This window comes from Shewanella sp. SM73, from assembly GCF_025653795.1.
GTDB lineage: Bacteria > Pseudomonadota > Gammaproteobacteria > Enterobacterales > Shewanellaceae > Shewanella > Shewanella oncorhynchi.
The window spans coordinates 26,317-52,082 of record NZ_JAKKRY010000011.1 but is presented as its reverse complement, the minus strand read 5'-3'; the positions used below and the strand labels follow the sequence as shown (position 1 = coordinate 52,082).

25 protein-coding genes are annotated in these 25,766 nt (G+C 45.0%); all 25 read right to left on the bottom strand.

All coding sequences use genetic code 11. From position 1 onward, the window contains the following. Positions 1-4: 4 nt before the first annotated feature. The 25 genes from L5M51_RS15250 to L5M51_RS15130 all read right to left on the bottom strand — a co-directional run bounded on the left by L5M51_RS15250 (position 5) and on the right by L5M51_RS15130 (position 25,743). Positions 5-1,132, bottom strand: coding sequence for a chemotaxis response regulator protein-glutamate methylesterase (locus tag L5M51_RS15250; protein ID WP_263173589.1), 1,128 nt, complete (start codon positions 1,130-1,132; stop codon positions 5-7). Between the two features lie 20 nt (positions 1,133-1,152). Further along, entirely contained in the window at positions 1,153-3,402 is a 2,250-nt protein-coding gene (locus L5M51_RS15245; RefSeq protein ID WP_263173587.1) for a chemotaxis protein CheA, read from the bottom strand. A gap of 15 nt (positions 3,403-3,417) precedes the next feature. Next, positions 3,418-4,155, bottom strand: coding sequence for a protein phosphatase CheZ (locus L5M51_RS15240; RefSeq protein ID WP_028761174.1), 738 nt, complete (start codon positions 4,153-4,155; stop codon positions 3,418-3,420). A gap of 13 nt (positions 4,156-4,168) precedes the next feature. Further along, complete coding sequence (gene cheY / locus L5M51_RS15235) at positions 4,169-4,552, bottom strand: chemotaxis response regulator CheY (RefSeq protein WP_007649667.1); 384 nt, start codon at positions 4,550-4,552, stop codon at positions 4,169-4,171. Positions 4,553-4,599: 47 nt separating this feature from the next. Further along, positions 4,600-5,313, bottom strand: a complete 714-nt coding sequence (locus L5M51_RS15230) for an RNA polymerase sigma factor FliA (protein WP_028761175.1) — start codon at positions 5,311-5,313, stop codon at positions 4,600-4,602. Further along, positions 5,306-6,187, bottom strand: coding sequence for a MinD/ParA family protein (locus L5M51_RS15225; RefSeq protein ID WP_006082389.1), 882 nt, complete (start codon positions 6,185-6,187; stop codon positions 5,306-5,308). Before L5M51_RS15225 ends, L5M51_RS15230 begins: the two co-directional genes overlap by 8 nt. Positions 6,188-6,191: 4 nt before the next feature. Continuing rightward, the gene (gene flhF / locus L5M51_RS15220; RefSeq protein ID WP_263173583.1) at positions 6,192-7,574 is read right to left on the bottom strand and encodes a flagellar biosynthesis protein FlhF; all 1,383 of its coding nucleotides are present in this window, start codon (positions 7,572-7,574) and stop codon (positions 6,192-6,194) included. Between the two features lie 11 nt (positions 7,575-7,585). Beyond that, positions 7,586-9,685 carry a flagellar biosynthesis protein FlhA gene (gene flhA / locus L5M51_RS15215; RefSeq protein WP_028761177.1) on the bottom strand — a complete coding sequence of 700 codons (2,100 nt, stop codon included), beginning with the start codon at positions 9,683-9,685 and terminating at the stop codon, positions 7,586-7,588. Between the two features lie 182 nt (positions 9,686-9,867). Beyond that, complete coding sequence (gene flhB, locus L5M51_RS15210) at positions 9,868-10,998, bottom strand: flagellar biosynthesis protein FlhB (protein WP_028761178.1); 1,131 nt, start codon at positions 10,996-10,998, stop codon at positions 9,868-9,870. An 18-nt stretch (positions 10,999-11,016) separates the two neighbouring features. After that, positions 11,017-11,814, bottom strand: coding sequence for a flagellar biosynthetic protein FliR (gene fliR / locus L5M51_RS15205; RefSeq protein ID WP_028761179.1), 798 nt, complete (start codon positions 11,812-11,814; stop codon positions 11,017-11,019). Between the two features lie 4 nt (positions 11,815-11,818). Continuing rightward, complete coding sequence (gene fliQ / locus L5M51_RS15200) at positions 11,819-12,088, bottom strand: flagellar biosynthesis protein FliQ (RefSeq protein WP_012587225.1); 270 nt, start codon at positions 12,086-12,088, stop codon at positions 11,819-11,821. An 18-nt stretch (positions 12,089-12,106) separates the two neighbouring features. Then, the gene (fliP, locus tag L5M51_RS15195) at positions 12,107-12,853 is read right to left on the bottom strand and encodes a flagellar type III secretion system pore protein FliP (protein ID WP_028761180.1); all 747 of its coding nucleotides are present in this window, start codon (positions 12,851-12,853) and stop codon (positions 12,107-12,109) included. Continuing rightward, positions 12,850-13,278, bottom strand: coding sequence for a flagellar biosynthetic protein FliO (gene fliO, locus L5M51_RS15190; RefSeq protein WP_028761181.1), 429 nt, complete (start codon positions 13,276-13,278; stop codon positions 12,850-12,852). Before fliO ends, fliP begins: the two co-directional genes overlap by 4 nt. Positions 13,279-13,308: 30 nt before the next feature. Next, positions 13,309-13,689, bottom strand: a complete 381-nt coding sequence (gene fliN / locus L5M51_RS15185) for a flagellar motor switch protein FliN (protein ID WP_028761182.1) — start codon at positions 13,687-13,689, stop codon at positions 13,309-13,311. Between the two features lie 11 nt (positions 13,690-13,700). Then, entirely contained in the window at positions 13,701-14,729 is a 1,029-nt protein-coding gene (fliM, locus tag L5M51_RS15180; RefSeq protein ID WP_105251943.1) for a flagellar motor switch protein FliM, read from the bottom strand. Positions 14,730-14,768: 39 nt separating this feature from the next. Beyond that, positions 14,769-15,296, bottom strand: a complete 528-nt coding sequence (fliL, locus tag L5M51_RS15175; RefSeq protein WP_263173580.1) for a flagellar basal body-associated protein FliL — start codon at positions 15,294-15,296, stop codon at positions 14,769-14,771. A gap of 84 nt (positions 15,297-15,380) precedes the next feature. Beyond that, on the bottom strand, positions 15,381-16,973 hold the full coding sequence (locus L5M51_RS15170) for a flagellar hook-length control protein FliK (RefSeq protein ID WP_263173576.1): 1,593 nt from the start codon (positions 16,971-16,973) through the stop codon (positions 15,381-15,383). Between the two features lie 241 nt (positions 16,974-17,214). After that, complete coding sequence (fliJ, locus tag L5M51_RS15165; RefSeq protein ID WP_028761186.1) at positions 17,215-17,661, bottom strand: flagellar export protein FliJ; 447 nt, start codon at positions 17,659-17,661, stop codon at positions 17,215-17,217. Positions 17,662-17,690: 29 nt separating this feature from the next. Next, a complete protein-coding gene (fliI, locus tag L5M51_RS15160) occupies positions 17,691-19,028 on the bottom strand; it encodes a flagellar protein export ATPase FliI (RefSeq protein WP_028761187.1) in 1,338 nt (445 codons plus the stop codon). Then, positions 18,997-19,992: a flagellar assembly protein FliH gene (gene fliH, locus L5M51_RS15155; protein ID WP_113939467.1), complete on the bottom strand. Its 996-nt coding sequence runs from the start codon at positions 19,990-19,992 to the stop codon at positions 18,997-18,999. The genes fliI and fliH overlap by 32 nt, the downstream gene beginning before the upstream one ends. Next, positions 19,979-21,031 (bottom strand): flagellar motor switch protein FliG, encoded by a 1,053-nt coding sequence (gene fliG, locus L5M51_RS15150; protein ID WP_028761189.1) that lies wholly within the window; start codon positions 21,029-21,031, stop codon positions 19,979-19,981. The genes fliH and fliG overlap by 14 nt, the downstream gene beginning before the upstream one ends. After that, positions 21,024-22,712: a flagellar basal-body MS-ring/collar protein FliF gene (gene fliF, locus L5M51_RS15145; protein WP_263173685.1), complete on the bottom strand. Its 1,689-nt coding sequence runs from the start codon at positions 22,710-22,712 to the stop codon at positions 21,024-21,026. The genes fliG and fliF overlap by 8 nt, the downstream gene beginning before the upstream one ends. A 45-nt stretch (positions 22,713-22,757) precedes the next feature. Next, a complete protein-coding gene (gene fliE / locus L5M51_RS15140) occupies positions 22,758-23,093 on the bottom strand; it encodes a flagellar hook-basal body complex protein FliE (RefSeq protein ID WP_028761191.1) in 336 nt (111 codons plus the stop codon). Positions 23,094-23,324: 231 nt separating this feature from the next. After that, positions 23,325-24,668, bottom strand: coding sequence for a sigma-54-dependent transcriptional regulator (locus L5M51_RS15135; RefSeq protein WP_263173570.1), 1,344 nt, complete (start codon positions 24,666-24,668; stop codon positions 23,325-23,327). Further along, positions 24,661-25,743, bottom strand: coding sequence for a sensor histidine kinase (locus L5M51_RS15130; protein WP_105251937.1), 1,083 nt, complete (start codon positions 25,741-25,743; stop codon positions 24,661-24,663). The genes L5M51_RS15135 and L5M51_RS15130 overlap by 8 nt, the downstream gene beginning before the upstream one ends. Positions 25,744-25,766 lie beyond the last annotated feature (23 nt).

Here is a 25,766-nt window from a genome sequence, read left to right as displayed (position 1 = left end):
ATTTTTAGACACGAACAGACTCTTTTAAAATACATTCGGCCATGTTGTCTAAGGCTATTGACTGGGTGGCAATCCCTGCACTCGCAACGGCTTGTGGCATACCATAAACCACACAACTGGCTTCATCTTGCGCCCAAATGGTAGCGCCTACAGCTTTCAACATCCGTGCGCCTTCTCTGCCATCCGCCCCCATGCCAGTTAATACAACAGCAAGCACATCACCACTAAAGGCTTTAGAAGCAGAAGCAAAGGTGATATCCACACAGGGCTTGTAATTCATATCAGCACTGCCAGCGATAACTTTTAATCGGCCACTTGTTCCAGTACGTTCAACCATCATTTGCATACCACCCGGCGCTAAATATGCACAACCCGGTTTAAGCAGATCGCCATTAGCGGCCTCTTTTACTTCAATCTTACATAAGCCATTTAAACGACTCGCAAATGCAGGGGTAAAGGCAGCAGGCATATGCTGGATTAATAAAATAGGATGCGGATAGTTTGCTGGAAACTGCGTGAGTATTTTTTGCAGCGCAACCGGACCACCAGTAGATGTACCGATCAGCAATAATTTATACTGCTTACCACTTGCACGAATCGTCGTTGCCGTTGAGGTTCTAACAGGAGCTGCGACAGGCGTATGAGCCGATATACTGGTTGTACCTAAAACGCTACCTGTTGGACGCGCACTAGGTGTTGGCGCAACCACAGGACGTGCAATCGGACGAAACATTCTGCGTCGTCCCAATGCCTTAACTCTTTGTTGCAACAATAAAATGGCATCATCTTTGTTGGTCGCAATATCTTCAAAACGTTTAGGTAGAAAATCTAATGCACCAGCATCTAAAGCGTCTAACGTTGCTTTAGCGCCATCATGGGTTAAAGAAGAAAACATCAAGATCGGAGTCGGACACTTAGCCATGATTTCACGAACAGCAGTAATACCATCCATGACAGGCATCTCAATATCCATAGTGATAACTTGGGGATTAAGCTCAGCAGCCAACTTCACCGCTTCGGCCCCATTTGAGGCCGTCGCGATAACTTCCAGTTCAGGATCTTGATTGACAATTTCGCTAACACGTCGTCTGAAAAAACTTGAGTCATCAACGACTAATACTTTAATGGCCATTCCATTCCTTAGCTTGGAAACTAATTCTTACTTTTCGCATAATGCTTTAGCAATCCAGGAACATCTAAGATCAGTGCAATACCACCATCCGATGTAATTGTCGCACCAGCCATCCCAGGAGTGCCATGTAACATAGCGCCAAGAGGCTTAATAACGACCTCTTCTTGTCCTATTAAGGCATCCACTACAAAACCAATTTGCATCATGCCTAATTGCACGATAACCACATGACCATGCTTTTTATCGCCATGTTTAAAGGTCGTTTTGTTTCTATGTAGCCAGTGTTCCAAATAGAACAAAGGTACGGCTTTATTACGTACTATGACAGTCAGTTGCCCATCAACAATATTGGTTTTTGTGAGATCGAGATGGAAAATCTCATTCACGCTAGATAGAGGTAATGCAAACACTTGTTTAGCGACATCGACCATTAAGGTTGGCATAATCGCCAGTGTTAGCGGTACTTTAATCTCAAGTATCGTTCCCTTACCTTTCATGGAATCAATATGTACAGTGCCATTCAGCTGGGTGATACGAGTTTTTACCACGTCCATCCCAACACCACGGCCTGAAATATCTGAAATCTCAACTTTAGTTGAAAAACCTGGTGCAAAAATCAAATTATAGGCTTCGCTGTCTGTCATCCGCGAAGCAGAATCTTCATCGAGCACACCACGGTTTATGGCAATTTTTTTGAGTTTTTCAGGATCCATGCCTGCGCCATCGTCTTCGATTTTCAGCAGTATATGGTCGCCTTCCTGACTTGCAGATAAGGTAATCGTTCCCGTTCTTGGCTTACCACTGGCTTCACGCTCGTTTGGCATCTCGATACCATGGTCCACAGAGTTACGCACTAAGTGGACGAGCGGATCTGCAAGCGCTTCAACGAGGTTTTTATCTAAGTCAGTTTCTTCACCGACCATGATCAAATCAATTTCTTTGTTTAGTGTACGAGCAAGATCACGTACCACCCGAGGGAAACGACCAAACACTTTCTTGATCGGTTGCATACGGGTTTTCATGACAGCGCCTTGCAAATCGGCAGTAACGAGATCTAAGTTCGCGAGAGCTTTCGACATCTCCTCATCATCACGGCTGATGCCTAAGCTCACCAATCGATTACGCACTAACACTAACTCACCCACCATATTCATGATCTGGTCGAGTCGTGCAGTATCTACACGTACCGTTGTTTCACCCTGAGGCACATTCGCAGAGCTAGCCTTAGCAGGTGCTTTATCGACAACCGCAATTTCCACCTTAGGTTTTGCAGCAACGACTGGGGCAGGAGCTGGTACTGCGGCTTTTACTGGCGCAGGAGCATGTGGTGCAGCAGTAGGTGCTACAGTCGAAACAGGGGGCGTAGGCGCTTTTACTTCAGCTTTCGCAGGTGCTCCGCCTTTCCCATGGAGTTCATCGAGTAATCGCTCAAACTCATCATCGGTAATTTCATCAGCATCTACAATCGGTTGAGGCGCAGGTGTTGCCACAACCTTAGGTTTAACAGGCACTTCAGCCTCAGCTTTAAATTTACCTGAGCCATGAAGTTCATCCAGTAACGCCTCGAACTCATCATCAGTGATGTCATCACCTGATGTTGAAGGTGTTTTAATTGGTGCAGCAGGCTTGACAGCAACAGGCTCAGATACAAATGTGGTAGCAGCGACCGCAGGTCCCTTTCCTGAACCATGAAGCGCATCCAATAAAGCTTCAAATTCAGCATCATTGATATCATCGATACTTGAAGACGTATTTTCAATGGAAGATGAGTTATCACTTATGTCAGCAGGGATTTCTTGAAGGGTAGGAGTATCAATAATGACTTCAACAACAGGTTCTGGCTCTGCAACCTTGGCAGAAGCGACTTCAGATGGTAAAGGCGCACCTGAACTGAGCATTTTAAGTCTCGCTAACAAACCTGAATCGGCGGGATCTTGTTGCTCGCCCTGCTGGGTTTGCGCAAACATGGTATTAATTGCATCAACAGCCTGCAAAATAATATCCATCAACTCTGCGTTAACGCTACGCTTGCCTGTCCGCAATAAATCGAAGGTATTCTCAGCCTCATGACAAACATCAACCATGGGAGTTAAGCTAAGAAAGCCAGCACCACCTTTAACGGTATGAAAACCTCGGAAAATGGCGTTCAGCAAGTTAGTATCATCAGGATTATTTTCAAGCGCAACGAGTTGCTCTTGCAGAAGCTCTAAAATTTCACCGGCTTCGATTAAAAAGTCCTGGAGTATCTCTTCATCTACATCAAAGGCCATCAAATTGACTCCCAGTTAGAAACCCAGACTCGATAGAAGATCATCCACTTCGTCTTGACCCGTTACCACATCTTGACGAAGCTCGGCATTCATTATCGGGCCTTCTGCTTCAATATTATTTTTCTGAGCAATCTGACTTTCAATCATAGGTTGCTCACCAAATACCGTCAGCATAGAAACCAGATTACTTTCTACTTCCATTACTAGATCAATAACACGACGTATTATTTGTCCTGTTAAGTCTTGAAAATCTTGCGCCATCAAAATTTGATTAAGCAATTCACGTAATCGAGTCGAGTCATTTGCACTACGAGACATAAGGTCTTGTACATCGTGACAAAGGCCCTTAAATTCAGTCAGCGCTATCTCGCGTCGCATTAATCTGTCCCAAGATGGCATGACATTTTGAATATTTACGGTCACGGCATTAGCCAAAGGTAAACATTCTTCAACCGCATCCATGGTTTTATTTGCAGCTTGTTCGGTCATGTCAATAACGTAATTTAAACGTTGCTTGGCATCGGGGATCTCTGTATTGGCTAATTCAGCAAGACGATTATCAACTTGAAAATCCATCAGCGCACTATGAAGTTGCCGAGTTAATTTACCTACTTCTTCGAATAATTCTCGTTGCAGTGGAGCAGCAAGCTCCCGAAATAAATCATCTGCCTGACTTTGCTCACCTGCACTTAATAATTCAACTAAATGCTGAGCTTGCTCGAGCGTGATGAGCCCTGATGTTTGTGACTTCATAGCTCATCCTTGCTCAAGCGAGTCGTTCGAATATTTTATCTAACTTCTCTTTCAGCGTTGCAGCGGTAAAAGGCTTAACCACATAACCATTCACTCCCGCTTGAGCGGCAGCAATAATCTGTTCACGTTTTGCTTCAGCAGTCACCATTAATACAGGTAAATGCTTTAGCGAATCATCAGCGCGAATTGCTTTTAACAGATCGATTCCTTGCATACCAGGCATATTCCAATCTGTAACAACAAAATCAAAATCCCCCTTTTGCAACATCGGCAGGGCTGTTGAGCCATCGTCTGCTTCTTGGGTGTTATTAAACCCCAAGTCTCGCAACAAGTTCTTGATGATACGCCTCATTGTCGAAAAATCGTCAACAATGAGAATCTTCATATTCTTGTCCAAGGTTTCCTCCGGTGAGCTGACATTCTGTGCTCGATTAATAATTATACTTATGTCCAGTGCTTGAGTTTAGCTTTCAATCGCAACATTGCCTGACTTAATATCTGGCTAACCCGCGATTCACTGACTTCAAGAATGGCGCCAATCTCTTTTAAATTCAATGCTTCATCGTAGTACAGGGATAACACTAATGCATCTCTTTCAGGCAATAATTTAATTGCCTCAACCAGAGCAGAATGAAATTGGTTCTCAGCTAATGCTTCAAATGAATCATCATCGGACCGATCACTCACTGTAAGTATATCCTGAGATACGCCTAAATCTTCTATCCCTATGATTTTTCCGACAGAAACATCGTTAAGAATATGATGGTACTCATCGAGCGTCATATCAAGTTTTTCTGCAATTTCTGTGTCGCGTGCATCACGGCCCAGTTCTTGCTCTAACTCATCAATAGCGTGTGCAACCTTACGATTGTTACGATGAACGGAACGAGGGACCCAGTCGCCACGACGAATTTCATCTAACATGGCTCCACGTATGCGTATGCCGGCGAAGGTTTCAAATTTCGCACCCTTGCCACCATCAAACTTGGATGATGCTTCTAGTAACCCCATCATCCCAGCTTGGAGTAAATCATCTAACTGCACAGATGCAGGTAGTCTGGCGAGTAAATGATGCGCAATTCTTTTAACCAACGGAGCATACTGTTCAACGATCGACGATTTATTGTCTAAACAAGTATACGCAGCGGCTTTATTCACTCGTTTTTTCCTCTTGAAAATCTGGTCGTTGTACTAAACGCTCAACGAAAAACTCCAAATGCCCACCAGGTTGCTGCGGCACAGGCCAGCTCAAAATTTTATTTGCCAATCCTTGATAAGCAATTGCCGCTGGTGATTTAGGATAAGCTTCAACCACCAATTTTTGTTTACGAACAGATTTACGTAAGTTTTCGTCAAATGGAATCGTGGCGACTAATTCAAGTGCAACATCTAAAAATCTGTCGGTCACTTTACTGAGTTTAGCAAATAATTCCATACCTTCGCGTAAACTACGCACCATATTGGCAACTATTTTAAAACGGAACACGCCATGCTCACGGCTGAGAATTTTAATCAGGGCGTAGGCATCGGTAATAGAAGTAGGTTCATCACAAACAACGACTAGCACATCCTGCGAAGCACGTGAGAAACTGAGCACCATATCCGAGATCCCAGCCGCTGTATCTACGACTAGAATATCAAACTGAGTCCGCATCTCGCTAAATGCTCGGATTAATCCAGCATGTTGTGCAGGGCTTAATTCCACCATCCCCTGTGTTCCTGAGGTGGCTGGAACTATGCCTATCCCCTTTGGACCACGCACGATAATATCGTCAAGCTCTGCATCACCAGAGAGCACGTGAGAGAGGTTACGCTCGGCACGAATACCCAGCATGACGTCGACGTTTGCTAAGCCAAGGTCAGCGTCAAGTACCAAAACACGCTTGCCTTTTTCGGCTAATGCCACAGCAGTATTAATAGAAACGCTGGTTTTACCCACGCCTCCTTTGCCACCAGTGACCGCGATTACTTTCACTTTTTCGTTATAGGGTTGATTCATCATACGTAAACCACTTGCTTGATCCAGGGTCATAAATCTACTCAAATGCACAGGCCATATTATCTGACCACGCTGTGTCTTGTAATGATTGTTGTTCTGTACTATCTAACGCTGCGAGTGCCTGCTGGGCTAAATCTAGGGTATCCGCAACTTTCATATCTTCAGGAACTCTTTGTCCATCAGTAATATAACTTAATGGTAATCCGTTTTGGATCAACACACTTAATGCCCCTGCTAACGACACAGATTCATCGAGTTTTGTGAGAACGACACCAGATAGGGGAATGCGTTTAAAATGATTGACTGCATCTTGCAGCACACGGCGCTGCCCTGTCGCAGACAGTACCAGATAACTGCGGATAGGTATCCTGCTATTTGCAGTTAAATTATCAAGTTGCTGGTAAAGGCGCATATCTCGCTGTCCCATGCCAGCCGTATCTATCAATACTAGCTTGCGATTCCTAAACTGATAGAGAATTTGCTCTAATTCATTTAGATCATGAGCTTGCTTTACTGGGCAGCCCATTATTTTGCCATAAGTTGCTAATTGCTCATAGGCTCCGATGCGATAATGATCTGTGGTAATTAAAGCAACATGTTCAGCACCATGATGTGCCGCAAAACGGGCAGCAAGTTTAGCTAATGACGTTGTTTTACCAACCCCAGTAGGACCAACTAATGCAACCACTCCGCCCTGCTTAACAATGTCATCGCCCTGATTATCAAGCATATTCGCAAGACTTTGTGGTAATGCTCTGACTAATTCAGCCGGCGTATAATGCTGGCTCAGCGCGGCTAATTTATTCGCAACCGCAGGGGAGAATTCAGCCTCAAGCAATTTGGCTTCGAGCATAGCACCGACGGGATCGATGCGTTTTTTATGTTCCGTCATCAAGGAGGATACTTGATGTGTCAGTAAATTACGCAAAGAGGCTAATTCATCACGCATGGCCTCAATATCGGCAGTTTGCTTCTGAGAGGTTTGCGGTTTCTTGTCAAACGTCGCCGGAGGATCACGACGTTCGGGCTTCGCTGCGGCTGGCGCTTGTAACCCTTTGGCCCATGCAGGTAATTCGGCATCCGCCTGCTGATGGGACATCTGTTGATTCAAACGGCTTTGCTGCTTCTCAAGTAAGGCTTGTAATGAGTCTGCTGGTGCGGCTGGCTTAGCGCGAGTTTCTACACGAACTGGCTGCTTAGCACCTAGGGACACGAGGTCGTCGCTCACGTCCATAAAGGTCGGTGCTGGCGCAGTGGCTGCAGTTTTCGCTTTAGGTTCATCATAGTCAACGGCAGCGACAATTTCGATGCCACCGTTCACTTTTTTATTTGACATAATGACGGCATCTGAGCCGAGTGTTTCTTTCACTTGGGCCAGTGCGGCGCGCATGTCTTTGGCAAAAAATCGTTTAATCTTCACTTATGCGTCCTCTACTGGCCGACTGCAGATACGATACGTATTTGCTTCTCATCAGGTATTTCTTGATATGAAATGACTCTGAGATTAGGAATAGTATGTTTAACAAAACGTGACAGCGTCGCGCGTAACATACCTGACGTCAACAATATGGCGGGTTGTCCGACCATTTCTTGCTTCTGAGCCGCATCGGCAAGGGACTGCTGCATGCGTTCTGCAAGACCGGGTTCAATATTAGGACCATCACCACCGGTTGCTTGCATTGACTGATGCAACATCTGTTCCAACTCTGGCGCCAAAGTAATGACGGGGATTTCGAGCTCTGGGCCTGAGATTTCCTGAACTATCATACGTTTCAAAGCGATACGTACAGCGGCAGTCAAGACTTCAGTGTCATTGCTCTTAGTGCCATATTCTAACAAAGTTTGCACTATAGTACGCAAGTCTCTAACTGAAACCCCTTCATTTAATAGGTTCTGCATCACTTTTACGACATGTCCTAGTGGCATGATATCTGGAATAAAGCCATCAACCAGCTTAGGTGAGTGTTTCGCAAGCATATCCATCAGTTGTTGCACTTCTTCGTAACCTAACAACTTAGCAGCGTTATTTGTGAGTAATTGACTAATATGAGTTGCAACAACAGTGGCGGCATCGACGACGGTATAACCTAGTGTTTGTGCGTGCTCACGTAACTCAGGGGCGATCCATACAGCTTCCAGGCCAAAGGCGGGATCGCGCGTTTCGATACCATCGAGTTTGCCATAAACTTGACCAGGGTTGATCGCCAATTCGCAATCATGACGAATATCTGCCTCTCCGACGACGACGCCCATTAATGAAATGCGATACGCATTAGGTGATAAATCTAAGTTATCGCGAATATGCACCGCGGGCACTAAGAAGCCTAATTCCTGAGACAACTTTTTACGCACACCTTTAATGCGGCTTAGTAACTCGCCACCTTGGCCCTTGTCTACCAGAGGGATCAAACGATATCCAACCTCAAGACCAATAGTATCCACATGATGTACATCGTCCCAACCTAGCTCTTTAGGCTCTTTATCTTGTCTTTCTATTGGACCCGATTTCACTTGTTCTAGCGCTTTAAGACGTTTGTTTTCATTTCGTTTATAAACAAAATAAGCTGCACCAGCTGTCATAAAGGCAAAGCTTAAAAACGCCATGTGCGGCATACCAGGAACAATACCCATGACAAACAGGACTCCGGCGGCGATACCCAATGACTTATGACTGTCAAACATCTGACTCATCATCATTTGGCCCATATCACCCGACTCGTTTTGACGAGTCACCATCAAGGCTGCGGCGATTGACAATAATAGACCGGGGATCTGCGCCACTAAACCATCACCGATAGTCAGTAAGGTATAAATTTCAACCGCTTCAGAGAAACTTAAGCCATGCTGCACAATCCCTATGATAAAACCACCTACGATGTTGATCACTAAGATCATGATACCGGCAATCGCATCCCCTTTAACGAATTTGGACGCACCGTCCATCGCACCATAGAAATCGGCTTCACGGGTCACTTCGGCACGGCGTATTCTCGCTTGGTCTTGATTTAAGGTTCCAGCATTTAAGTCAGCATCGATTGCCATTTGCTTACCAGGCATAGCATCCAAGGTAAAGCGGGCACTGACTTCTGCGATACGACCTGCACCTTTAGTCACCACCGCAAAGTTGATGATAATCAAAATGATAAATACCACTAGACCAACGGCATAGTTACCACCGATCACCACAGAACCGAAGGCTTCAATCACCTTACCCGCGGCATCACCGCCATTATGACCCTCAAGTAAAACCACACGAGTAGAGGCAACGTTGAGCGCAAGGCGTAATAACGTCGCCACCAGTAACACAGTTGGGAAGGCAGCAAAATCTAAGGGTCTATCGGTATAAATAGCCACCAGCAATACGATGAGAGCTAACGCAATGTTGAATGAAAAGAGTATGTCTAATAGAAATGGAGGGATAGGTAAAACAATCATGGCCAATGCAGCAAGCACAACCACCGGCGTGCCAATGCCTTTAAAAGTGCTGAGCCTAATTTGTTTTACTTGACCAAGAGTCGCTTTAACATCCATTCGCTATAACCTAAACTTTGACGTGTAATAGCATGAAGCAAAAAACGCGCCAACAAGATTAAAGCCATTAATGAAGGAAAGATATGTACTGTGACTGATTGATATACATAAAATTAGCCATAAAAAACAAATGAACTCGACATCATCAGCTTTACCAATGACTACCATCTGAGACTAGTGGTTCAATATTTCAATTCATCTGGTATAGGTTGATTGAGTGGGACAGGAATAGGTTTACGGCCGCGTCCTTTTTGATATTGGCGCAGCTGAAATACATAAGCCAAAATCTGTGCGACAGCAGTAAACAAACCTTCAGGGATCTGCTGATCTAACTTAGTCGTATGGTAAATCGCCCTTGCAAGTGGTGGGGCCGAGACAATCGCAATATTGTGCGCGCGGGCAATCTCACGTATTTTAAAGGCCACATCATCAACACCTTTCGCTATCACAAAGGGAGCCGCAGAGCGCTGCACATCGTATTTAATCGCAACGGCAAAATGCTCAGGGTTAACGACAATCACATCGGCATTTGGCACTTCAGCCATCATACGCCTTTGTGCTAGTTCACGTTGCATCTGCCGTATATGCCCTTTCACCTCAGGTTTACCCTCAGTGTCTTTATATTCATCTTTTACTTCTTGTTTGGTCATCTTAAGTTGCTTGTTGTGATTCCAAATTTGGAACGGCACATCGATGACGACAATAAATAAAATCGAGGAACATAACAGGATAAACATCCAAACCAACAAATCTAATGCATGGTAAACATTACCTGGAAGATGGTCGCTAGACAGCAACATAATGTCATTGAAATAGAAGCTTAATAAAAAATAAGCAGAAAACGCTACTACCGAAAATTTTGCAATACCTTTGGTGAGTTCAACCAGAGCCTGTACGCCAAACATACGTTTAAAACCAGCAAGGGGACTCATTTTACTGGCTTTTGGCATCATAGCTTGGGTCGAAAAATTGATCCCTCCAAGAGAGACGTTACCGATAAACGCAACAACCACAATCAGTAGCATAATTTTAGCCATGGGCCAGGCTATTTCACTCGCAACAACGCCCCACACTTTGAACATTTCATTCGTATCAAAAATTTGCGCCCTATCCATGGTAAATACAATTTCAAACACCCGAGTTAGGCTAATGGCCAAACTTGGGCCTAGCATATAAAACCCACATGCTGCCGAAATTAATACCGCTGCAGTTCCAAGTTCTTTCGAACGTGCAATCTGTCCTTTTGTTCGCGCCTGTTCTAGACGCCTCCCCGTGGGTTCCTCTGTACGTTCATCACTTGACTCTTCAGCCATGGGCTTCTCCTAATCCCATCATATCAAGCCATCAGCGTTACATTGGAGCGCTAACATATCGCAAAGCAGCACTTGAGCCGTCGACCATACTTCATCGAAGTGTGCCATTACCGGTGTTAGGGTTAACCACAGAATAAACAGTCCACCAATCATAGTGATCGGAAAACCAATAGAGAAAATATTCAATTGTGGCGCGGCGCGGGTCATGACCCCGAAGGACAAGTTGACTAATAACAAGGCGATAATCGCAGATATCGACATAGTGAGTGCCGCACCAAACATATACGACCCCCAATCAGCCAGCGATCGATAACTTGTCAGTGTTAAGCCTTGATTAGAAATCGGCAAAGTTTCAAAGCTTGCCACTAGCATACGGATCATCAAAAGATGGCCGTCCACAGCTAAGAAAATCAATGTCGCCAATAAAAGAAAAAAGTTACCAATAACGGGTGTTTGTTGGCCAGAACCAGGGTCAACCATAGAGGCAAAGCCTAAACTGGTCTGCATACCAATGATCTGTCCAGTGAGCACAAAGACTTGCATCACCATTTGAGTCACAAACCCCATGGCAACACCGATAATAATTTGCTGCGCCGTGATGAATACTGCGCTTAACGAAAATAAATCCACATTTTGAGTTGGAGGAAGAACGGGTGCTATCGCAAAGGTAATTGCCATCGCCAATAATAAGCGAACTCGTGTTGGTGTCGTTGCCGCCCCAAATACTACCATGACCATCAACATGCTCGCGACGCGAAACAATGGCCAAATATAAGCGGCAATGGTTTGCATTAAGGTATCGAGCAGCAGCTCCATCGCGTTAGCCTATCACTTGAGGAATGCGATTCACCATCTCGATGAAAAAGTCCATCAGGGTTTCAACTAACCAATGTCCCATAAACATTAGGCCAAAAAGTGTCACTAACAAACGCGGAAGGAAACTTAAGGTCTGCTCGTTAATAGAAGTCGCCGCTTGAAACACAGCAACGATTAACCCAATTCCCAGCCCAGGCAACACAATAGCAGACACCATCATAACGATAACAGCGAGAGCTTCACGAAAAATATCAATTAGCGCCTCAGGACTCATGTGTTTACTCTCCCTTGGCTATCCGAAACTATTCGCTAATGTCCCGAGGACTAAGCTCCAACCATCTACGAGCACAAACAACATGATCTTAAACGGCAGCGACACTATCATGGGAGATAACATCATCATCCCCATAGCCATCAAGATACTCGCCACCACTAAATCGAGTACTAAAAAAGGCACAAATAGCATAAAGCCAATCTGAAATGCGGTTTTTAACTCACTGGTAATGAAAGCGGGCACTAACACACTCATGGGTGCTTCTTCGGGAGACTTAATATCCTTATAGCCAGAAATCTCAATAAAGGTCTTTAAATCCGTCGTTCTTACTTGGCCCAACATAAAGCCTCTCAGCGGCTCTTTCCCTTTATCAAACGCTTGCTGCAAGGTTAATTGCTCATCGATATAAGGCTTCACCCCTTCATCATAAATCCGGTCGAATACCGGTGCCATGATAAAAAAAGTCATGAACAAACTCATGCCAATTAAGACTTGATTAGATGGAGTCTGTTGTAATCCAATGGCTTGGCGTAATATCGACAGGACAATGATAATCCGCGTGAAAGAGGTCAACATGATGAGCATCGCAGGTAAAAAACTCAGCGATGTCATCAGCAGTAAAATCTGCATTGTGACCGAATATTCCGTTGAGCCATCTGGCGCCGTTGTTACTGTTACAGCAGGTAAGACGCCATCTGCGGCCCATGCTGACGGCATCAATAGCAGCATAACTAACCCAACTAACGCGAGGATACGTGTTGTCATTGTTTTAATTTCGCCTGGCGTAATCGACTCGCAAACGAATCAGCTTCTAGATGGATAGGTTCAGCTAACTTATCAATCAAACTCACCTGCTGCGAGCTAACCCCAAGCAAATATTGCTGTTCGCCCACCTGAACTAAGACTAAACGCTCTTTTTGACCGAGGGAAGTCACAGCAATAGTCTTTAGCACGCCATTGGTCGTGGGGACTAAATTAAACCTTCTCAGTAAATAAGCTAACGCGAAAATTAATAATAAAACCAGAATCAAGCCGCCTAACATACTTGCTAAGGTCGCAACTTGAGAAGGTTCTGCCATTTTTGTAGCAGCAGGCGCTATTGAAGCAATATTCGCTGCGCCTTCCCCACCGAGGCTATCGGTGCTCGCTTGAACCGCTACCACTAAACTCTGTATTACCGATGTGCTCATTTAAAGTTCCAACGACTTTTACATCTCGAATTATTTAAGCTTTTTAATTCGCTCAGTTTGACTGATCACATCAGTTAAGCGAATACCGAATTTATCGTTTACCACCACCACTTCACCGTGAGCGATAAGCGTGCCATTGACCATCACATCTAACGGTTCACCTGCGACTCTATCTAACTCAACCACAGAACCTTGGTTAAGTTGTAATAAGTTTCGGATACTAATATAGCTACGGCCCACTTCCATCGAAATGGTGACAGGAATATCTAAAATTGTATCTAACTTAGCCGCTTCAGCCTTAGAAATAGGTCTTGAATCATCAACCAGCTCATCGAGTTCAATTGCGTTGGCTTCTTCTAACGCTTGTTCTGCCATTGCTGCAGCCCAATCATCCGTATCGTCTGTGCTCATCTTACTTCACCTTATAATTCTGATATATCACGAGATTTACCCTTACGCGTCACCAATTGCAGCTCAGATTTAACTGTCTCTGGCCGAGGGATTTTCTCACATATTTTAAGCGCTAGGTTATCTCTAGAACGGCCCATTTTACAACGATATGTCGGTAAATCCTCGATTTTCATCATGATAAACTCGGGTAACTCAATCGGAATAATATCGCCCGCTTTAAAATTCATGACCTCTTTGAGCGTTAATTCATGTTCAACAATATTGGCATCGAACCCGACCTTCACATCCATGATTTCATCGTGCAATGCCTGTGACCAACGCATATCAGTATCTTGCTTGTCACTTTGCACACCCGCATCGAGTAACTCTCGGATAGGTTCAATCATGGAGTAAGGCATAGTGATATGAAAATCACCACCACCTCCATCGACTTCAATATGGAATGAATTAATCACCACAACTTCGGTAGGACTAACAATGTTCGCCATGGCAGGATTGACTTCAGAGTCCAAATAATCAAACTCAACATCCATTACGGGCGCCCAAGCATCTTTATAATCTTCAAATATAATCTTAAGCAGTAACTGTACGATTCGTCTTTCTGTCGGCGTAAATTCTCGCCCTTCAATCTTGGCATGGAAACGCCCATCGCCACCAAAGAAGTTATCCACTAGGATAAATACCAGTCGCGCTTCCATGGTGATCAATGCTGTGCCTTTGAGTGGGCTAAAACGCACCATATTCAAGCTAGTTGGAACAAAAAGCGTATGTACGTACTCACCAAACTTGAGCATCTGTACACCGTTGATCGACACTTCGGCCGCTCGGCGCATCATATTAAACATGCTGATGCGCAAATGGCGCGCAAAACGCTCATTCACGATTTCCAGCGTCGGCATACGCCCACGAACTATTCGATCTTGGGAAGAGAAATCGTAGGAACGGGCATCTTCTCCAACAGCGTCAATTTCGTCATCATCGACGTCATCAACCCCGTGCAATAGCGCATCAATTTCGTCTTGGCTTAATAAATCACTCACTATATTGCCTTCGCCTCTTTTGGTGCTGAAGTTAAAGGGTTATTGCATTACAAAACCGGTAAATAGTACTTTCTCGACAACTTTACGCCCAGTTACTGACTGTAGAGTATTTTGCACACTCAGAAGTGCTAACTGCCGTAACTCATCTTTCCCCGCTTGCGTGCTGAGCTTTTGCACATCTGCACCACTAAAGGTCGTTAAAAGCGCATCTTCAATCAGCGGAATATGTTTTTGTGTTAGCACATCATCATCGGTACCACGCACCATAAGCTGCACTTTAATCTCAACTAAACGAGCCCTATCAGGCCCAGGTAAGTTGAATAAGAAAGGACGCGGCATAGGTACGTATGATGCGGTAGCCACTTCTCCTGATGTTGGGACTTCAGCCTGAACAGCACTATCTGCTGCTACGGCGGGAACCTCTTCGGTACTGCTTCCCATAAAGAACCAGACACCGCCACCGATTAACAGCGCGACTAAAACGCCTACACCAGCAAAAATAAATAGTTTCTTCTTACTCTTAGGCTCTTCAGTACTTTCAAGTTCTAACGATTCTTCCTTAGCCATCACTATTCTCTTTAATTTAGGCGGAAACTCATTACAGTTTTATTTGAAACGTAATTATGTCAGTCATTGCTATAGGTTACCTGCTTAAGCGTAATAATCTATACCTGAAGTTACACTAATCGCTTGATTTAAACCTAAATGTAACTCTTCTGCCGAGATTTCATCCATATCAGCCGCATTTGAACTGCTGCCATCACCGAAACTACCTTCCCGACGCTCACCTTGATCGCCTTGAGAAACATGGCTGTCAGCCAACTGCATCCCTTGCTCTTGCAATAACTCACGTAATCTTGGCATAGCTTGTTCAACCAGATCACGCGTTTGCGGCTGAGTAACATGGAACTGTACTTGGGTTTGGTCGCCATGCACTTGGATCTTTACCAACATATGCCCAAGCTCAGGGGGATCGAGCCGGATTTCTGCATGTTGGATGCCTTGACTCACCATAGTAATCAATTGCTGCTTCATCACAGGTGAAAATCGTTGGATCATCTCCTGCATTTGGTTTTGCTGTTCTACTCCTTGACGCAATGACAGCTGAACTTGCATGGTTTCTTGGCGATTTAATTGTGACATCGAGAGTGTCTGTATGGATGATGTCGACTTAAGTTCTGAGAAAGTATTACTATCATCCATAAAACTTTCGTCTCTGGGAATATCCATTGCAACCGTCAATTTAGCATCTTTCAGTAATAGGTTAGCAGCCAAATCGGAATTGGGACTCCCATCAAGATCACTTTCTGTTACAGATGTTGTATCTAATGGTTCAGATGAAATTGAAGAGCCTAAGGTATTCAGGTCGAAAGTATTTCCCGAGGTAGCGATATTACCCGTATTGGGACTATTCACTGTCGAGCTGCTAGTCGTTGCTTTTGCCGCAGTGTTGGTTGCCGACTTTATCGTTGCACTGTTCGCTAAGCCCGCTTGATTAATCACAGCATTAAGTGTGACATCATTCTCAACTAAAGACTCATCTATGCTCACCCCGACTTCAGTGGCAGAGACAAGCTCAGTGTCTTCTAAAGGTAATTCTGAAGCGTCATCGGTCAAATTTGGATCAATCACAGCATCACTATCCGCTGACGCTTCAAGTATATTTGGGTCTATGGGAAGAATATGTACGAGTGACTTATCAGTCAAAGAAGATGGTTTCACGTCATCTGCGATTGAAATTGCTGCCATATCTGGGCTAGTAGAAACTAACTTTTGTAATTCAGCAGAAAAACCCGCTTCATCGGCATCTATATCTGATGCCAGTTCAATCTCAGCAGAAACAGTAGATGCCAATGCTGAGCCGGTTAATAAAGCTGATGAAGTATCAATATTTTCTTCACCAGTTATATCTTCTTCAGCATTTAAAAATGCTAGCGGCAAACTATCTCCATCTGATGCCGTTTTCTTCATATCATTTGCCATGCTAATTTGGGCAAAAATGAGATTCACGTCGGCGTCATCAGTTGATATATCGTCATCTTTTACTTTATCAGCAGAGGTAACCTGCACATCATCAGTGTTAGCAATGGTTTTTTTAGACGCAGAAATAGAAAATGAGCTAGCGGTGACTGACGCAAGTGTAGATGAAAAGTCTTCATTATTAGACTCTTGGGAAGATGTCTTAGCGGAATTGGCCGCAGAGTTGCCTGTTTTACTTAACAGGATATTGGTCATTTGTTGCATAAGTGCTCCCAAACATCACCCAGCAAAAAAAGAAATGGCTAGGTAGAAACGTCAATTAAACACTGCGGTTGCAGGGTCATGGACTAAATCAAAGCAAATAAGATGCCAAAACATCAGATTTTACGACAGCATATCGAAAAGAATTAACACTGAGAGGTGCCGAATTGATGCTTATGCCATCAATACAAAAAAACTAAAGAGCCTATCCGGCTAGCGAGCAGTAAAGATGCCTATCATTTCACTAACGTTGATGACGGCGATAAAATTGCTGGGAAGCAAATTCATCGGTCATTTTTTGCTCCCTTTTTTGTTCAACCACTTGACGCTTCTTCTCTTTACTGGCTAAGAGTAATTCTACTGCCTTACGTTTTTTTTGCTTTTCCAACCAATGTTGTTGTCGATATTCTTTTTGCTTTTCACCGTCGGCTACGACGCGATTTTGCTGGATAATTGCGTCATCGATCTGACGAATAAAACGGTGAAACTGGTGATAGTGACTAGCACTGATGGCTTGACCTTGCTGGGATTGCATTTGCTTCATGTATTCTAAGCGATAGTTATTCAGAGCACTGAGTTGATTCAACCGTTTTTGACACTCTAACTGCGCCGATTTTAACAATAAAGCCGCTTGTTCTTCGGCATCATTGGCAAGCTTTAACACTAACAACAAGGGATCGGCGTTAGCCATACTAGACCTCGATTAATTCGATGACGCCATTATTTGCACTGTGCAGCAAGTTGCCCAAGCATGACTTGGCTATCGGCAAAGCTAAATGCATCACGCATGGTTTGTCGCAAAAAAGCATTCATTGCTGGCTGCAGTCGTATCGCATTATCAATGCGAGGATCGCTTCCTTGGGCATAGGCCCCAATAGAAATCAAATCTCGATTTTGCTGATACAAAGAATAGGTTTGTTTCACGCGGCGCATAGCCTCCAAATGTTCATTGGAAATCACCATAGGCGCGACTCGGCTAATAGAAGCTTCAATATCAATTGCAGGATAGTGCCCCGAATCCGCAAGCGAACGTGACAAGACAATGTGACCATCGAGGATCGCCCGCGAAGCATCGGCAATGGGATCCTGTTGATCGTCTCCTTCCGTCAACACAGTATAAAATGCCGTAATTGAACCTTGTCCAGGGCCACCGTTTCCGGCGCGCTCAACTAAACGTGGCAATTTTGCAAACACAGAGGGCGGATAACCTTTAGTCGCAGGCGGTTCACCCACAGCCAAAGCAATTTCCCGCTGCGCTTGGGCGTAGCGCGTTAAACTGTCCATAAGCAATAAAACGTTATAGCCTAAATCGCGGAAATATTCGGCAATACGAGTAGAGGTTTCACAGGCGCGAAGGCGCATCAGAGGCGATGTATCCGCAGGCGCAGCAACAACGACTGAACGCGCTCGACCTTTCTCACCAAGAATTTCCTCAATAAACTCTTTCACTTCCCGGCCACGCTCACCCACTAGCCCAACCACAATAATGTCGGCGGTAGTACCGCGAGTCATCATACCTAAGAGTACACTCTTACCGACACCTGAGCCCGCAAACAAGCCCATACGTTGGCCTTTGCCCACGGTCAGCATAGCGTTGATAGCGCGAACGCCAACGTCCAGCGGTTCAGTAATAGCACGGCGAGATAAAGGATTAATGGCAGCGCTATGTCTTGGCGCTTGTTGGTCCGTTTGCAACGCGCCTAAACCATCTAAAGGCACGCCGTTACCATCGAGTACGCGTCCTAGCAGGGATAAACCAACATTGAGTCCAGTTTGTTCCCCCAAAGGCACAACCCGCGCACCAGGCAATACACCACGCAATTCTTCAATGGGCATTAAATATAATAGTTCGCCATCAAACCCGACCACCTCGGCTATTAACTCGCCCGCCATGGTTTCGATCGAACATAAACTGCCCACAGGCGCACGGCAACCGCTTGCTTCTAAGGTTAAGCCGACAACACGCACCAGTTGACCACTGGCCACAGCGCGAAATGGCGGCACCTTACCCTGATGATGATTAAGCCTATTCAGCAGTTGATGTTGGCGATTTTGCATCTGATTCTGCCTCTAATTGCTCACCTGTGTTTGAGGCAAATTGTATATCCTCAGCATGTTGAGAAACCGTATCGACAACCTGATCATCAAGCTCTGATCCCACAGCCTCAGAAGCAGCAATGTGTTTTGCGGTATCTTCAACCTCTATCGCCTCTTGCAGTTGACGCTGCTTGTCACTTAAGTGAGCATGTTGGTTCCGTAAGGACTCAAATACAGCATCGATACGCGATGCGAGGGTCAAATCCACTAAAGAACGATGACTACTGAGAATACAGTCACCTGGACTTAAGGAAGGGTCAACTTCAAGTTCCCACTTACTGCGGGTCAATTGAGCGCTGGAATAAAGTTGTTCGACTAAAATAACATCGTCAGGATGCAAGCGGATTGTGACCGTTTGTTCTTTTATCGGCAGCGATTCTATACCTAAGCGCAATGCCGAAAGCACTTGTTCTGGATGAGTTTTTAATTCGTGGCCAATGACAGATTTCGCTAATGTCATACTCAGGTTTAGTAGCGAGAGTTCAATATCGCCATCGAGCAATTGCAATGGTTTTTCAAATTGGGCTAATAAGGTTTCAAAACGCGAGAGCAATATTTTTGCTTGGGCTAAACCGGTTTCTAATCCTTGCTCATGCCCTTGGGAGAACCCTTCAGTATGGCCCTGCTCTAACCCTTCTAAACGCCCTTTTTCTAGCCCTTGCTCATACCCTTGCTGCTTACCTTCGCTAAAGCCTTCTTCTTCGGCTTGGGCGCGAATGTCTTCAATCTCAGCAATAGTCGGTGGAGAAACACTTTCCACTGTAGTCGACTTAGCGGCTTGATGATTTGAATGGCCGAACAGATTTGAGATAGAGTCATCATCGGCTTCAGTCACATCTGGCAGCGCCCAGTGACTAAATTCGACATCTCCTTCGCTCAAGACCTTATTCAACAATTTATTGTCGCTCGGATTAGAGGAACTCATCGCCACCACCGCCGCCTAACATGATTTCGCCGCTGTCACTTAAGCGACGAGCAATAGACAGGATTTCTTTTTGGGCGACTTCCACTTCACTGATGCGAATTGGGCCCATGGCTTCAAGATCATCACGCAATAATTCAGCGGCACGTTTTGACATGTTACCCAAGATTTTTTCTTTCAGCTGATCATCTGTACCTTTGAGCGCCTTCATCAGTACATCTTGCTGCACTTCACGCAACAGGGCTTGAATACCGCGGTCATCGACATCGATTAAGTTTTCAAATACAAACATCAAATCTTGGATTTGCTGCGCCATTTCTTCATCAGACTCGCGCATGGTTTCCATCAACTGGCTTTCGATACCCGTGTCTAAGTAGTTCATTATGTTGGCGGCCGCTTTTAAGCCACCCATTTTCGCGGCCTGGGCGCCACCTTGACCGGCAAACTGTTTCTCCATGATGTCATTCAGCTCTTGCAGTGCAGCAGGCTGCACTTCTTCAAGATTTGCAATGCGCATCATCAAGTCTAAGCGGGTATTCTCAGGGAATTGACCAAAAATTTCCGCCGCTTGATCGGGTTCTAGATAAGACAAAACAATGGTTTGGATCTGTGGATGTTCGTTTTGAATAATGGTCGCCACTTGGCGCGCATCCATCCACTTCAACGAGTCCAAACCTTTAGCGCCACTGCCCATGATAATCTGTTCAATCAGATTACCCGCTTTATCTTCACCCAGCGCAGCAGTTAAGGCTTTACGGACGAACTCTTCACTGTTGAAACCAATTGAAGAATACTTTTGAATATCATCAAGAAACAGCTTATGTACCCCGATAACTTTTTCCTGACCAAACTCATCCATTGCCGCCATGGCCATACCCACTTTTTGCACTTGCTTCGGCTCTAAGTGTTTTAAAATGGATGCAGCATCAGCCTCACTCAAACTGAGGAGTAAAATAGCGGTCTTTTCAACGCCACTAATATCTTTGATATTAAAGGCAGGTGCGGCCGCAGGAGCCACTTCTTTCGTTTTATTCTCAGCCATTGTCTTGTAACCAGTTTTTCACGACTTGAGTAGAGAGCTCAGGCTCATTCGCCACGAGCGCACGGATAGCTTTAATCATATCATCATCTTTGTGAAGATTAGGGATATGAATTGAACCATCGTCAGCATAACTGTATTCCGCCTCTTGAGTATTGAGCATCCCTAGCGTATCAGCCGCATATTGGTCCTCAATTTCTGCTAATTCATTACCTAATCTGCCATCCTCAGGCATATTCACACTGTCAGGATAGATTAAGCGTTTCAGCATAGGACGTACCACAGCTAAAATCAGCACCAAAATCACTAGCGCACCAATACCAAGCTTAATCGCACGCCAAAACCAAGGTTGCTCCCAAAGCTCAGGTGCGGGTAAATCTTCAACCAATTGATCCATAAAGGGAACGGTTACCACTTCCAGCACATCACCCCGTTGTGAGCTAAAACCAACCGCGCCTTCAAGCAAACGACGGATATTGGTCAGTTCTTGTTCGGTACGGGCAACACGGGCTACTTGACCATTTTCTCCAGCGGCACCAGGTTTAAAGTCCACCGCGACTGACACACTAATGCGGCGCACTGCACCAACTTGCTGGCGAGTATGGCTAATGGTGGTATCTAATTCAAAGTTACGGGTCGCTTCGCGGTGCGAATTACCTGTTGCAGCCGTTGCTGACTCTGCCGCTTTTGTTGCATCTTCTGGAATATTAGACTCCATTGGCGGTTGATTGGATAACGCGCCAGGGATCCCACCAGAAGAGCCGCCAGTGGTGTTATTTTCAACGGTCATTTCACTGCGCAGTGCCGGTAAATCAGGGTTAAAACGCTTAGATGTTTGCTCAACAGCAGTAAAATCCATACTGACGTCGACTTGAGAGGTAAAATTATCAGGACCTAAAATTGGCACCAGAATCGATTCAATCTTAGTGCGATATTCAGCTTCTTTTTGCTGTACTAATTCAAGTTCACGGCGAGCCGTCGCAGACGCGCCATCTTGACTGCCAGAGTTCAATAAACGGCCGTTAGAGTCAGTTACCGTCACCCTTGATGGTTCTAAACCTTGTACTGCAGAAGCAACAATATCGACGATAGCATCGACTTCACCTTGGCCTAAGCCACCGCGACGGGTATTGATCACCACAGTTGCACTCGGTTTAGAGGCATTGCGGGCGAAGACGTTTTCTTTAGGTAACGCAAGAATGACTTTGGCACGGCTGACACTTTGTAGTTGCTCAATCGCACGGGCGAGGTTTTCTTCTTGGCTATGCTTAAGACGAGCCTGTTCCATGCGTTGGCTGACACCAAAACCACTGTCTCTATTTAAAAAATCTTGGTTGGCTGCAGGACTGTCGATACCTGCACGGCTCAACATCATTTTGACTTCTTGATATTTATCTTCAGGAACTTTAATAACGTCCACGTCGATTTGGTACTTAACTTTATTTTTATCAAGTACATCTAGCACTTGAACCATTTCCTGAGTTTCCATTTTACCCAATGGACGATACTCTGGCTCCTGTGCCCACAGCATGACAAAGACCGCCAAGGCTAAACAAATCGCTAAGGCTAAAATCATAGTCACTTGGCGCATCATATCGACACCGCCAAGATTTCCCATCATTCCTGACTTATGTTCTTGCTGGACACCTTGGTCAGCTAAACCGGAATTGGATCCGACAATCATTTCTGTACTCACGATTCGTACCTGCTAATTGGGTTATTCACTGGCCTAGACAGGCATGCTCATTATTTCTTTGTAGGCTTCGACAAGCTTATTACGCACTTGCACTGTCGCCTCGAAAGCGACACTTGCTTTCTCACGGGCAATCACAGTGTCCGATAAAGAAACGGTAGTATCACCCATCTCTAAACGTGTCGCGAGGTTTGACGATGCAGACTGTAAGCCGCTGACATTGCCGACGGCTTGCGATAGCAACTGACCGAAGTCTGCACCACTGGTGTTATTCACTTGCTGCATGATATTTGGCTGAACGCCAAACGACGGCGTTATTTCGCCTTGGAGTTTCTGCATTTCCTGCAGGAATGAATTTGCGCCTATTTGCATGCTGAGCTCCCAGTCGTCGAATTCTTGACGATCAAAATACCGATAACGGGACAATGCAAAATAACGGCCAAGTTTTCAGATGGTCGTGATTGATAATAAATTGACGGGATAAGAAGATGTCAATATCTAAGGATTTTGGATGAAATGAGCCACTTTTACGGTTGTGTATTTTAATAAATACAGCCTCACACTCAATGTGGAGGCTGCGAGATGATAACTTGAATTTATAGACTAATTTGGCAGTTGGATCCCCATATCACGCATCCTTGCCATCTTGTATCTTAGGGTTCGTGCGCTAATTCCTAGCTTTTCGGCGACTAACTTACGACTTCCTTGGCATTGATTAAGGGTCTCTAAAATAATCACATGTTCTTGAGCTTTGAGCTCTTCACCTAAACCGTCTGGCTCAGAAGAAAATGGGTCTAGATCTTCACCGCTTAAAATCACATCCTGCGCATCGATAATAATGTCATTGGCAGTGATCAATTGACCAGCTCTTAATATCAAAGCACGCTGGATCACATTGTCGAGTTCACGTACGTTCCCAGGCCAGCGATGACTCAATAAACGTCGACGCGCATTCTCATCCAACTCAGGCACATCGGCAACATTCAATGCCTTAGCATGTTTAGCCAGTAAATGACGCGCAAGAGGTAAAATATCTGCAGGACGTTGACTTAACGCAGGCCAAGCTAAAGGAAATACGTTAATTCGATAGTAGAGATCTTCCCTAAATCTGCCAGCTGCGACCACTGCCTTTAAATCACGATTGGATGTGGCAAGCACGCGCACATCCAATTTAATGGTTTTACGGCCACCTAAACGCTCAACTTCACGCTCTTGCAAAACCCGCAACAACTTAGCTTGTAAGCCTAAATCCATCTCAGAGATTTCATCGAGCAGCAAAGTGCCACCTTGAGCCTGCTCAAATTTCCCCGGACACGCTTGATAAGCCCCCGTAAATGCCCCCTTTTCATAACCAAAAAGGGTGGCTTCGAGCATGTTCTCAGGAATAGCGGCACAGTTAATGGCCACAAAGGCTTGATTAGCACGGCTACTGTGTTGATGAATATAACGGGCCAAAACCTCTTTACCCGAACCGCTAGGACCTAAGATCATGACAGAGGCATCGGAGGCGGCAACCCGTTGAGCAAGTGCTAATAAGGCTAAACTTTTTTCATCAGCGACGACGGGCTGATCCACATTTTGTTTTAATGGCAAATAGCGTGAGACTTGATTGAGTAACACTTCTGGTGCAAAAGGTTTAGCTAAATAATCAACAGCGCCTAATTTTATAGCGTTCACCGCGCTACCAATAGTCGCGTAGGCCGTCATCAACAGCACTGGCAACTTAGGATGATGCTGCTGCAGGTAGTTCAATAAACCTAAACCACCAATACCTTGCATCTGCACATCGCTAATAACTAAATCAAACTGATGTTGTTTCAAGGCTAAAATAGCGTCTTCACCGGAGGCAACATCAACACACTCATACTGAGCCAGCATTAAGGTATCCAACAAGGCTTCACGTAATGAAGCATCATCCTCAACGAGCAATAACTTTGCTTCAGACATGGGTAATCTCCAAAGGTAATATCACCGCGGATTTAGCCCGTGGGAATACTAAAGACACAGTACAGCCTTTATTCGGTAAACAACTGAGTTGCAGTTGCCCCCCATGATTGCGCACCACAGATTGCACAACGGCTAACCCAAGCCCAGTTCCCTGCGACTTAGTCGTAAAGAAAGGTTCAAATACCTTCTGCTGCATAGTGGCGTCTAAGCCTTTACCATTATCGATGACGTCCAATAATAACCGTTCGCCCTCTTCCTTCGCTTGGATACGAATTTCAGTTGCTCCGGCTTCTATGCTGTTCATGACTAAATTATTAATCGCCGAGCTTAATGCATTGGAATTAGCTAACATCGAGCTGCTTGACGCATCATCAAATAACAAGTCACAGCCTTGCTTTGCCGCTATTGGCTCACAATTTGCCAAAACATTGTCGATAACCTCAGCCAACGAGATTAGATCTCCAAGTTCATCCTGACGGCCTTTCGCCATCAATAGCATGTCGTTAACCTGCCGCTCGAGTTCATTGAGTCTATCAACAAGTTTTTGTTGGAATTTAGCTTTAGCGGCATCGGATAACTTCGGACTCGCAAGGTTTGAAGCGTATAACAAAGCGGCTGATAAAGGCGTGCGCACCTGATGAGCCAAAGTTGCTACCATCTTGCCCAGTGCAGATAAACGTTGTAAATGGGAGATATTTTTCTGTAATAACCGAGTTTCAGTCAGATCAGTTAGCACAATTAATTGACCAGGCTCTGGCGTCAATGGCGTAATCGCTAATTTAACGCGGCGGCCATTACGCAGTGACACTTCGTGGCCATCATCGTCCTGTGGCGCAAAGGCACTGTGGATCACATCAATCCAGCGAACACCACACAAGGAGCGCTCAAGTAATTCAACTGCTACCGGATTAGCATCCGTGACTATACCGTCGCCATTGATAATCACCACGCCGGATGGCATAGCCTGTAAAATATGCTCCATTCGATTGGACATATTAGCGGCCTCACGCAGTTGGTTCCATTGTTTGCTAGTGTGCTTGAATGACTCAATTTGCGCTAGTGGGTTGGCTGACATAGTCACTCCGTCAAAAAATTGCT

Excerpts from the sequence above, each read along its gene's own strand:
- L5M51_RS15135 (WP_263173570.1), bottom strand. The coding sequence starts at position 24,668 with ATGTCTGAAGCAAAGTTATTGCTCGTTGAGGATGATGCTTCATTACGT.
- L5M51_RS15130 (WP_105251937.1), bottom strand. The coding sequence starts at position 25,743 with ATGTCAGCCAACCCACTAGCGCAAATTGAGTCATTCAAGCACACTAGC.
- fliE (WP_028761191.1), bottom strand. The coding sequence starts at position 23,093 with ATGCAAATAGGCGCAAATTCATTCCTGCAGGAAATGCAGAAACTCCAA.
- fliF (WP_263173685.1), bottom strand. The coding sequence starts at position 22,712 with ATGATTGTCGGATCCAATTCCGGTTTAGCTGACCAAGGTGTCCAGCAA.
- L5M51_RS15225 (WP_006082389.1), bottom strand. The coding sequence starts at position 6,187 with ATGACCCTGGATCAAGCAAGTGGTTTACGTATGATGAATCAACCCTAT.
- fliH (WP_113939467.1), bottom strand. The coding sequence starts at position 19,992 with ATGAGTTCCTCTAATCCGAGCGACAATAAATTGTTGAATAAGGTCTTG.
- fliO (WP_028761181.1), bottom strand. The coding sequence starts at position 13,278 with ATGAGCACATCGGTAATACAGAGTTTAGTGGTAGCGGTTCAAGCGAGC.
- L5M51_RS15170 (WP_263173576.1), bottom strand. The coding sequence starts at position 16,973 with ATGCAACAAATGACCAATATCCTGTTAAGTAAAACAGGCAACTCTGCG.
- L5M51_RS15245 (WP_263173587.1), bottom strand. The coding sequence starts at position 3,402 with ATGGCCTTTGATGTAGATGAAGAGATACTCCAGGACTTTTTAATCGAA.
- L5M51_RS15240 (WP_028761174.1), bottom strand. The coding sequence starts at position 4,155 with ATGAAGTCACAAACATCAGGGCTCATCACGCTCGAGCAAGCTCAGCAT.
- fliI (WP_028761187.1), bottom strand. The coding sequence starts at position 19,028 with ATGCAAAATCGCCAACATCAACTGCTGAATAGGCTTAATCATCATCAG.
- fliJ (WP_028761186.1), bottom strand. The coding sequence starts at position 17,661 with ATGGCTAACGCCGATCCCTTGTTGTTAGTGTTAAAGCTTGCCAATGAT.
- fliG (WP_028761189.1), bottom strand. The coding sequence starts at position 21,031 with ATGGCTGAGAATAAAACGAAAGAAGTGGCTCCTGCGGCCGCACCTGCC.
- L5M51_RS15250 (WP_263173589.1), bottom strand. The coding sequence starts at position 1,132 with ATGGCCATTAAAGTATTAGTCGTTGATGACTCAAGTTTTTTCAGACGA.
- fliR (WP_028761179.1), bottom strand. The coding sequence starts at position 11,814 with ATGGAGCTGCTGCTCGATACCTTAATGCAAACCATTGCCGCTTATATT.
- flhB (WP_028761178.1), bottom strand. The coding sequence starts at position 10,998 with ATGGCTGAAGAGTCAAGTGATGAACGTACAGAGGAACCCACGGGGAGG.
- flhA (WP_028761177.1), bottom strand. The coding sequence starts at position 9,685 with ATGGATGTTAAAGCGACTCTTGGTCAAGTAAAACAAATTAGGCTCAGC.
- fliL (WP_263173580.1), bottom strand. The coding sequence starts at position 15,296 with ATGGCTAAGGAAGAATCGTTAGAACTTGAAAGTACTGAAGAGCCTAAG.
- fliQ (WP_012587225.1), bottom strand. The coding sequence starts at position 12,088 with ATGAGTCCTGAGGCGCTAATTGATATTTTTCGTGAAGCTCTCGCTGTT.
- fliP (WP_028761180.1), bottom strand. The coding sequence starts at position 12,853 with ATGACAACACGTATCCTCGCGTTAGTTGGGTTAGTTATGCTGCTATTG.
- fliN (WP_028761182.1), bottom strand. The coding sequence starts at position 13,689 with ATGAGCACAGACGATACGGATGATTGGGCTGCAGCAATGGCAGAACAA.